The sequence below is a fragment of the Xanthomonas sp. WHRI 8932A genome (genome assembly GCF_035012785.1).
Classification (GTDB): Bacteria; Pseudomonadota; Gammaproteobacteria; order Xanthomonadales; family Xanthomonadaceae; genus Xanthomonas.
In genome coordinates, this window is record NZ_JAYGQQ010000003.1 from 463,837 (window position 1) to 473,359 (window position 9,523).

8 protein-coding genes and 1 other RNA gene are annotated in these 9,523 nt (G+C 62.2%); 6 read left to right on the top strand and 3 right to left on the bottom strand.

What is annotated here, in order from left to right:
• Positions 1-36: 36 nt before the first annotated feature.
• The 3 genes from VC212_RS07070 to pilB all read left to right on the top strand — a co-directional run bounded on the left by VC212_RS07070 (position 37) and on the right by pilB (position 2,780).
• Complete coding sequence (locus tag VC212_RS07070) at positions 37-474, top strand: pilin (RefSeq protein WP_323514585.1); 438 nt, start codon at positions 37-39, stop codon at positions 472-474.
• Between the two features lie 79 nt (positions 475-553).
• On the top strand, positions 554-988 hold the full coding sequence (locus tag VC212_RS07075; RefSeq protein ID WP_323514806.1) for a pilin: 435 nt from the start codon (positions 554-556) through the stop codon (positions 986-988).
• A gap of 58 nt (positions 989-1,046) precedes the next feature.
• Positions 1,047-2,780 carry a type IV-A pilus assembly ATPase PilB gene (pilB, locus tag VC212_RS07080; protein ID WP_323514584.1) on the top strand — a complete coding sequence of 578 codons (1,734 nt, stop codon included), beginning with the start codon at positions 1,047-1,049 and terminating at the stop codon, positions 2,778-2,780.
• Between the two features lie 534 nt (positions 2,781-3,314).
• Here pilB and VC212_RS07085 read toward each other — a convergent pair.
• The 3 genes from VC212_RS07085 to VC212_RS07095 all read right to left on the bottom strand — a co-directional run bounded on the left by VC212_RS07085 (position 3,315) and on the right by VC212_RS07095 (position 6,825).
• Positions 3,315-4,709, bottom strand: coding sequence for a sigma-54 dependent transcriptional regulator (locus tag VC212_RS07085; protein WP_323514582.1), 1,395 nt, complete (start codon positions 4,707-4,709; stop codon positions 3,315-3,317).
• A gap of 370 nt (positions 4,710-5,079) precedes the next feature.
• Positions 5,080-5,157, bottom strand: a non-coding RNA gene (locus VC212_RS07090) — sX9 sRNA.
• Positions 5,158-5,208: 51 nt separating this feature from the next.
• Entirely contained in the window at positions 5,209-6,825 is a 1,617-nt protein-coding gene (locus tag VC212_RS07095) for a HAMP domain-containing sensor histidine kinase (protein ID WP_055848891.1), read from the bottom strand.
• A 232-nt stretch (positions 6,826-7,057) separates the two neighbouring features.
• On the opposite strand from VC212_RS07095, the gene sucC reads away from it, so the two are divergent.
• From sucC to VC212_RS07110, 3 genes are all read left to right on the top strand, one after another.
• Positions 7,058-8,227 (top strand): ADP-forming succinate--CoA ligase subunit beta, encoded by a 1,170-nt coding sequence (gene sucC, locus VC212_RS07100; RefSeq protein WP_115513680.1) that lies wholly within the window; start codon positions 7,058-7,060, stop codon positions 8,225-8,227.
• Between the two features lie 24 nt (positions 8,228-8,251).
• The gene (sucD, locus tag VC212_RS07105; RefSeq protein WP_323514581.1) at positions 8,252-9,127 is read left to right on the top strand and encodes a succinate--CoA ligase subunit alpha; all 876 of its coding nucleotides are present in this window, start codon (positions 8,252-8,254) and stop codon (positions 9,125-9,127) included.
• 138 nt (positions 9,128-9,265) lie between these two features.
• Positions 9,266-9,523: hypothetical protein (locus VC212_RS07110; protein ID WP_323514580.1), on the top strand; the 258-nt coding region annotated here is incomplete at its 3' end.

The following is a 9,523-nucleotide window of genomic DNA, read 5'->3' on the forward strand; positions in this document are numbered from 1 at the left end:
AAAATGAATCATTCAACTCTCTAGGGGACGTATACAATGAAGAAGCAAAATGGTTTCACTTTGATCGAACTCATGATCGTCGTAGCGATCATCGCGATCCTGGCAGCTATTGCTTTGCCGGCTTACCAGGATTACTTGGCTCGCTCGCAGGTGTCGGAAGGACTTTCGCTTGCTTCAGGCGCGAAGACCGCTGTGGCTGAAACTTTCGCTAACACTGGCGCATTCCCGGCCAACAATGCTGCCGCTGGTCTTGAAGCAGCCGCGAACATCAAGGGAAAGTATGTGACGTCTGTGACGGTGGGAGCGGGTGGGATCATCACCGCAGCGTTCAACGCTACGAATGCAAAGCTGAGTGGCAAGAATCTTGTCCTAACCCCGACTGACAACAACGGTTCGATCAGCTGGGGCTGCACCGCCGGTACCACGATTGATCAGAAGTACCTGCCTACTTCTTGCCGCACTGCGGCCCCGTAACATCGGGTTGTTTTGAAAGGCCCCGGCTCGTCCGGGGCTTTTTTACTTCTGCTTGAGTGTAAAGCTCAAAGGGGGCAAAGTGAGGGTTCGCGGATTCACTTTGATTGAACTGATGATTGTGGTCGCCATCATCGCCATTCTTGCTGCAATTGCATTGCCTGCATATCAGGATTATCTAATAAGAGCCCAGGTGGCGGAAGGTTTAAGTCTCGCCTCAGGTGCCAAGGTGGCGGTGGAGGAGTTTCACTGGGCTCAAAGCGTTTCGCCGACGTCGAACTCTCAGGCTGGGTTAGGGAATGCTGACACCATCAAGGGCAAATATGTGTCGTCCGTCACTGTCGGTGCTGGTGGTGTCATAACAGTAGCGTTTGCTAATCAGAGCGCCAGCCAATCCATTCGCAGCTCACAGTTGCAGCTGATACCTGACTGGTCTGGCGCAGGCTCAACAGTGTGGCGGTGTGATGGGTCCGGCACTACACTTCAGGCAAAGTATTTGCCTCAAGCCTGCAGATGAGGGGCTTGATCGCGCCGCGGTTGGATTTATAAGTGCTGTACTGATGTTGAGGTGAACGATGAGCATCCCATTGACTGCAAATCTTGTAGGAATTACCGGAATTGCTCGTAGGCTGGTGCAGGATGGCGCCCTAGAGGAGGGCGCTGCTCGAAGCGCGATGGACCAGGCTGCTCTTGCGAAGGTCCCATTGCCTCAATGGTTCTCGGAGAAAAGGCTCGTTTCTGCCTCGCAGTTGGCGGCCGCAAATGCGGTCGAGTTCGGCATGCCCTTGATGGACGTGTCTGTTTTCGATGCCAACCAGAACGCGGTCAAGCTGGTCAGCGAGGAGTTGCTCCAGAAGTACCAGGTGCTGCCGCTGTTCAAGCGCGGCAACCGGTTGTTCGTGGGGGTGAGCAACCCGACCCAGACCCGGGCGCTGGACGATATCAAGTTTCACACTAATCTGGTGGTCGAGCCGATTCTGGTCGATGAGGACCAGATCCGCCGGACGCTTGAGCAGTGGCAGGCCAGTAATGCGTCGCTAGGTTCATCGCTCGGCAATGACGATGACGACATCGGTGACCTGGATGTGTCGTCCGGGGACGAGGACATGGGCGCCGGCGGGGATTCCGGGGTCGATGCCAAGGGTGACGACACGCCGGTGGTGAAGTTCGTCAACAAGGTGCTGGTGGATGCGATCAGGCGGGGAGCCTCCGACATCCATTTCGAGCCGTATGAAGACGACTATCGGGTGCGTTTGCGCATCGACGGCTTGCTGAAGAACGTGGCCAAGGCACCGGTGAAGTTGAGTCAGCGCATTGCGGCGCGCCTGAAGGTGATGTCGCAGCTGGATATCGCGGAAAAGCGGGTGCCGCAGGACGGGCGAATCAAGCTCAACCTGTCCAAGACCAAGCAGATCGACTTCCGCGTGAGTACCCTGCCGACGCTGTTCGGCGAAAAGGTGGTATTGCGTATCCTGGACGCCAGTGCAGCCAAGCTGGGTATCGAGAAGCTGGGCTACGAGGCGGACCAGCAGAAGCTGTTCCTGGATGCGATCCACAAGCCCTATGGCATGGTGCTGGTGACCGGGCCGACCGGTTCGGGCAAGACGGTGTCGTTGTATACGGCGCTAGGCATTCTCAACGACGAGACACGCAATATTTCCACGGCCGAGGATCCGGTCGAAATCCGCTTGCCCGGCGTGAATCAGGTACAGCAGAACGTCAAGCGCGGCATGACGTTTGCGGCGGCGCTGCGATCGTTCCTGCGCCAGGATCCGGACATCATCATGGTCGGCGAAATTCGCGACCTTGAGACCGCCGAGATCGCGATCAAGGCGGCGCAGACCGGCCATATGGTGCTGTCGACGCTGCATACCAACGATGCGCCGCAGACCATCGCGCGTCTGATGAATATGGGCATTGCGCCGTACAACATCACCTCGTCGGTCACGCTGGTCATCGCGCAGCGTTTGGCGCGGCGGCTGTGCAACAACTGCAAGCGTAAGTCGACGCTGCCGGAGCATGCGCTGCTGGCGGAAGGCTTCACGCCCGAGCAGATCGCGAACATCGAGCTGTATGAGGCGGTGGGCTGCGATGAGTGTACCGAGGGGTACAAGGGTCGTACCGGTATCTATCAGGTCATGCCGATGACCGACGAGATCGGCGCGATCGTGCTGGAAGGCGGCAATGCGATGCAGATTGCCGAGGCCGCACAGAGGGTTGGCATCCGCGATCTGCGCCAGTCGGCGTTGATGAAGGCTTCGCATGGGGTAACCAGCCTGGCCGAGATCAATCGGGTGACGAAGGACTGAGTGAGCGGGGATTCGGGAGTCGTGATTGGGGATTCGCAAGAGCCCCAATCTTTGGCTAGTTGAGTCCCAGATCTGCGACGTCGACCTGCTTCATTCGATGTTGAAGGCTTGACATGGAGTGACCGGCCTGGATGAGATCAATCGGATGACGAAGGATTGAGTGGGCGCGGAATTGGGTATCGGGATTGGGGATTTGCAAAGAGCGCCGACCGCAGCGCTTCGTCCGCTTGATGGTTGGTTAAATGCCAGCTTTGGATTGCTATCGGGGTTGCGCTGCTGGGTATGAGGACGGCCGCGCATTGGGATGATCGCCCCGTCCGAGATCATCCGCATGGGCAAGGAGCGGAAATTAAATTGGGGAATCGGAATAGCCTGGGAAACACACTTTCCAGTTTTTTGTGTTTTAGCCATCGCTAGCAGCGACTACCGCGCTTGCGACGCTTCAGTCACCGCGACCTCGCCGGCAAGCATGATCGAAGCCGGCTGCCCGCTTTTACGAATCCCGCTGCCGAATCCCCAATCCCGGCCTTTCAGCTACTCCATCCCCAACTTCTTCAGCTTATAGCGCAGCGCCCGAAACGTGATGCCCAGCTGCGCGGCAGTCTTGGTCTTGTTCCAGCGGTTTTCTTCCAGTGCCTTCTGGATCGCGGCGCGCTCGAGCTGCTCGATGTAGGAGGGCAGGGCGGAGGAAGCGGGGTCGATATCGACCACGGCTTCGCGCGGTTCGACCGCTGCGCTGCCCGGCGTCGCGGCTAGACGGTGGCCGCCGTGAGCGGGTAGGCGCAGGTCGGTGGCACTGATCTGGTCGTCTTCGGCCAGGGCCAGGGCGCGCTCAAGGATGTTTTCCAGCTCGCGCACGTTGCCCGGAAAACCGTACGTGTCCAGCGCGTCCAGGGCAGACTGGGTCAGCAGCGGAATCGGCCGGCCGTGGCTGCGCGCCAGACGCGCAATGATGGCCGCGGCCAGTTGCGGCAGGTCGCCGCTGCGCTCCCGCAGCGGCGGCACGCGCAGTTCGATCACGTTGATGCGGTAATACAAGTCATGGCGGAAGCGGCCGTCGGAGACCAGGTCGCCGAGGTCCTTGTGCGTGGCCGAGAGGATGCGCACGTCCACCAGCGTTTCGCCGGCGGCGCCGACCGGGCGCACCGATTTTTCCTGGATCGCGCGCAGCAACTTGACCTGCATCTGCAGCGGCAGCTCAGCCACTTCGTCCAGGAACAGCGTGCCACCGTGCGCGGCCTGGAACAGGCCGGGTTTGTCGGCATGCGCGCCGGTGAAGCTGCCCTTCTTGTGGCCGAAGAACTCGCTTTCCATCAGTTCGGCGGGAATGGCGCCGCAGTTCACCGGAACGAAGGGGCCGGCGGCGCGGGCGCCTTGCTCGTGGATGGTGCGTGCCACCAGCTCCTTGCCCACGCCGGATTCGCCGACGATATACACCGGCGCCTGGCTACGCGCGACCTTGCCGATGGTGGCGCGCAGGCTCTCCATCGCGGTCGAATCGCCAAGCAGGCGGCTGGCCTGTTCGGGCGGCGGCGGGGGCGGTGCAGGGCGGTCGCGGTTGTTCAATTCCAGCGCGTGCTTGACCAGGCCGCGCAGCACACTGATGTCCACCGGCTTGCTGACGAAGTCGAAGGCGCCTGCCTTCAAGGCCTCCACCGCCAGATCCATGCTGCCGAACGCGGTAATCATGGCGACCGGGGTTTGTGGATAGTGCTTTGCGATTTCGGTGACCAGTTCGATGCCGTTGCCGTCGGGCAGCCGCATGTCGGTCAGGCACAGGTCGTAGGGGTTGCTGGCCAGCAGCTCGCGGGCCTCGGCCAGGTTTGCGGCGGTGCTGATGCGCAGGCCCATGCGGCCCAGGGTGAGAACAAGCAACTCGCGGATATCACGCTCGTCATCGACAACCAGGGCACTTTTGGGTTCGCTCATGGTGCGCACGATAGCCCAGCGTGATGACAATCGACAATTGCCTGCAACGATGGCGTGGCAGGGTGGCTCAACGGATCGGGCGGGACGCGGGCCAGAGGTGTCGGACGGCCATCAAGGCCTCGGCGCGCTTCCCGGGCACATGCGATCTGATTCACACGCGGCCCTTTGTTCGAGTGGCAGCTGCTTTTTCAGCCGTTTTCAAGCGTTTGATCATCGGCATGCTGTTCTCGAAAGCATCGCCCATAGACCAGATGCAGTGTGGACGTCGCCGCACATCGGACGCATGCCCACGCGCAATAAAGCAGCGGCGAACCAGCGCTGCCCACACACGCAATCGCGAAACGCCCGAATCGGCAAACTCACTTAGAGCAGCTCACAAAACATAGCGAGCACGTCAGGTGGGGCGCGGAAGGCGCGGGGGAAACGGCGCGTACGAGTAGTGATACATGCCGACTTCGAGCACCGGCCGCGTCTGCCTGGCGGGTGCGCAGTCCTTCTGTTAGTTGCTCTTACCCTGCAAGTTATTAGGCCCCTGCAAGGCAATCCGGAAACACGCCCCCCCACCGGGAACCGGTACATAGTCCAGTTGCGCCTGGTTGGCGCGGCACAGCTCCTGGGCGATGTACAGGCCGAGCCCGGTGCCGTGTTCGGAGGTGGTGTAGAACGGGCGGAACAGTTGCGCGGCCACCGTCTCCGGGATGCCGGGGCCACGATCGACGACATCGATCACCGCCATGCGCTCCTGCCGCTCCACGCGCAGCTTTACCCGAGCCGGTTCGTCCATGACGCGGCCGTACTTGAGCGCGTTATGGACCAGGGCGGTGAGAATTTGATACAGGTGCTTGGGGTCGACCAGGGCATGTACCGAGCTGCCCTGGATGCTGGCCTCCAGGATGTCGGTTTCCATCGACAGGGTCTGCCGATATTCGACCACGAAGCGGCGCACGAATGCGGCCAGATCCAGGTTTTCCGGGCTGGCGCGTTCGCGACGGGCCAGTCCGAGCACGCTTTCGACGATGCCGTTGGTGCGCTGGCACTGCTGATGGATGATCTGCAGCAGGCGGCGGTCGGCATCGCCGATGTCGGGGGATTCTTCCAGCAATTGCGAGGCGTAGCTGATCGCGGCCAGCGGGTTGCGGATCTCGTGGGCCAGGCTGGCCGAAAACCGCCCCATCGCCGACAAGGTCAGCGATTCGGCGCGGCGCGAGACCACCGTGGCATCGTCCAGAAACACCAGCACCAGGTCGCTGTCGGCGAGCAGGCGCACAAAGCGCGGCTGCACTTCCGGACGGTCGGCACCGAGTTGCAGCGGCGCTTCTTCCTGTCGCCAGCCGCTGCGCCAGCGCTGCAGCCTGCGTGCCAGCTCCGGGGTGAGCGCGGCCAGCGACAGATCCGCCGGCGCATTGCGTTGGTCGCCATCGCCAAGCAGTGCCAGTGCCGCTTCGTTGGCCAGGGTGATGCGGTTATGCGTGTCGACCACCAGCACGCCGGTGCGCATGCGCCGGATGATCAGCTCGTTGATCTCGTACAGATTGGCGACCTGCGCGCCGCGTTCTTCGGCCAGCACCTGGTTGCTGCGCGCGCGCGCGGCGATCTGCTGGCAGATGTAGGCCACCGCCACGTAACTGGTGGCAAACATCGCCAGCTCGGCCAGCGGGCGGGTGGCGCCGCCTTCGAGCAGCGTCCATAGATATTCGAGCACGATGGCGATGCTGGCGAGCACCGCCACGCTCATGCCGTAGCGCAGCCGTAGCAGAATCGAGGCGGCGGCGACATTGAATAGCAGCATCATCGCGATGCCGGCGCTGGCGCCGGGCAGGGCGTGGGTGGCCAGGGTGGCGGCGAGGATGTCGGCCACCACCGCGCACAACACGGTGGCGGTCAGCCGGCGTTCGCTGCGGCCCCAGAACAACAGCGGGATGGCCATGCACAGGTAGCCGATCGCCACTCCGGCAGCCAGACGCGGGTAGCGCGGCTCGGGAATGGCGTCGGACAAGGGACTGAACACCAATGCGGCGATCAGCCCGGCCACCAGCACCCGGTACAACGAAAAGAAGTACAGCTCGCGCTGCGGCGCGGACTGCACCCGGGCGATGAGCGATGCAATGGAGGTCAAGCCGATTCCCCGCCGTAACAAGCCGCGAGTATAGGCAGGTGCGGTCCTGGGCACAGCGCGTGCGCACATTGTCGGGCGGCGCGCAAGCGCGGCGATCGGACGGGCAATGCCTGCGAATTTTGCGCCGCACGGCGTGGTCGGCCACAATAGGCGGCCCGTTCGCGTCTTTCGACGTGCCGCCCCGGCGGTCTGCGTTACACGCAGCGGTCGTTTCCTTTTCCCACGGTGACGCATGAATTTCCACGAATACCAGTCAAAACAGCTGCTTGCCGAGTACGGCATCCCCGTTCCGGCCGGCAAGGTCGCAGCGACCCCGGACGAAGCGGTTGAAGTCGCCAATTCCCTGGGCAAGGGCCCCTGGATGGTGAAAGCGCAGATCCACGCGGGCGGCCGCGGCAAGGCTGGCGGCGTCAAGTTCTGCAAGACCACCGACGATGTGAAGGCCGCAGCGGCCAAGATGCTCGGCACCAAGATGTCGACCTACCAGACCGCCGGCGTCGAGCTTCCGATCAACCTGGTGCTGGTGACCACCGCCGGCGAGATCGTCAAGGAGCTGTATCTGTCGATCCTGGTCGACCGCGGCACCAAGACCGTCACCTACATCGCCTCGTCCGAAGGCGGCGTGGAGATCGAGCAGGTCGCTGCCGAAACGCCGGAGCTGATCCACTCGCTCAATGTCGATTTCGTCGAAGGTGTGCAGGGCTACCACGGTCGCGATTTCGGCTTCAAGCTCGGCCTCAACGCCAAGCAGGCCGGCCAGTTCGCCAGCATCATGGTGAACCTGTACCGCCTGTTCAACGAAAAGGACCTGGCGCTGGTTGAAATCAACCCGCTGGCGATCCTGGACGACGGCAACCTGTACGCGCTGGACGGCAAGTTCGACAGCGACGACAACGCCGCATTCCGTCAGAAGCAGCTGATCGCCATGCGCGACAAGACGCAGGAAGACGAGACCGAAGTGACCGCTTCGGAGCTGGACATCAACTACGTCACCATGGACGGCAACATCGGTTGCATGGTCAATGGCGCAGGCCTGGCCATGGCCACCATGGACGTCATCAAGCTCAATGGCGGCGAGCCGGCGAACTTCCTGGACGTGGGCGGCGGTGCGAACAAGCAGCGCGTCATCGAGGCGTTCAAGCTGATCCTGTCCTCGGCCAAGGTCGAAGGCATCTTCGTCAACATCTTCGGCGGCATCGTCCGCTGCGACATGATTGCCGAAGGCATCATCGCTGCGGTCAAGGAAGTGGGCGTCAAGGTTCCGGTCGTGGTGCGCCTGGAAGGCACCAACGTGGAAGAAGGCAAGCAGCTGCTGCGCGACAGTGGCATGGCCATCATCCCGGCCGACAACATCAACGACGGTGCCAAGAAGGTCGTTGAAGCTGTCAAGAACGCCGCCTGATTCACGACACCGAAGGAACTATCCATGTCCGTTTTGATTAACAAGAACACCAAGGTGATCGTGCAGGGCTTCACCGGCCAGCAGGGCACTTTCCACGCCACTCAGATGATCGAGTACGGCACCCAGGTCGTCGGCGGCGTGACCCCCGGCAAGGGCGGCACCACGCATATCGATCTGCCGGTGTTCAACACCGTGGCCGACGCCGTGCAGAACACCGGCGCCGATGCGTCGGTGATCTACGTGCCGCCGCCGTATGCGGCCGACGCGATCCTGGAAGCGGCTGCGGCCGGCATCAAGGTCATCGTCTGCATCACCGAAGGCATCCCGGTGCTGGACATGCTGCGCGTCAAGAACGTGCTGACCCGCTCGCATCCGGGCACCGTGCTGATCGGGCCGAACTGCCCCGGCGTGATCACCCCGGGCGAGTGCAAGATCGGCATCATGCCGGGCCACATCCACAAGCCGGGCAAGATCGGCATCGTGTCGCGTTCGGGCACCCTGACCTATGAAGCGGTCAAGCAGACCACCGAAGTGGGCCTGGGCCAGAGCACCTGTATCGGTATCGGCGGCGACCCGATCAACGGCCTGAACTTCGTCGACTGCCTCAAGCTGTTCAACGAAGACCCGCAGACCGAAGGCATCATCATGGTCGGCGAGATCGGCGGCGACGCCGAAGAAGCCGGTGCCGAGTACATCAAGCAGTTCGTGAAGAAGCCGGTGGTCGGCTTCATCGCCGGTGCGTCGGCTCCGGCCGGCAAGCGCATGGGCCACGCCGGTGCGATCGCATCGGGCGGCAAGGGCACCGCCGAAGGCAAGTTCGCGGCGATGGAAGCCGCTGGCGTCAAGACCGTCCGTTCGCCGGGCGATCTGGGTGCGGCGATTGCTGCGCTGGTGAAGTAAGTACTCGCTGAGAGCTAGTCGGCGAGTTGAGAGAGGCCACCTTCGGGTGGCCTTTTTTTGGCTCTGTAGGGCTTCCCTCATCCGCCCTTCGGGCACCTTCTCCCGCATGCGGGAGAAGGGAGTGACGCAGGCAGTTGCGTGGCTGATAGATGGTGGGAGCGGGAGCGGGAGCGGGAGCGGGAGCGGGAGCGGGAGCGGGAGCAGGGGCAGGAGCAGGAGCAGGAGCAGAAGCAGGAGCAGAAGCAGGAGCAGAAGCAGGAGCAGGAGCAGGAGCAGGAGCAGGAGCAGAAGCAGGAGCAGGAGCAGAAGCAGGAGCAGGAGCAGAAGCAGAAGCAGAAGCAGAAGCAGAAGCAGAAGCAGAAGCAGAAGCAGAAGCAGAAGCAGAAGCAGAAGCAG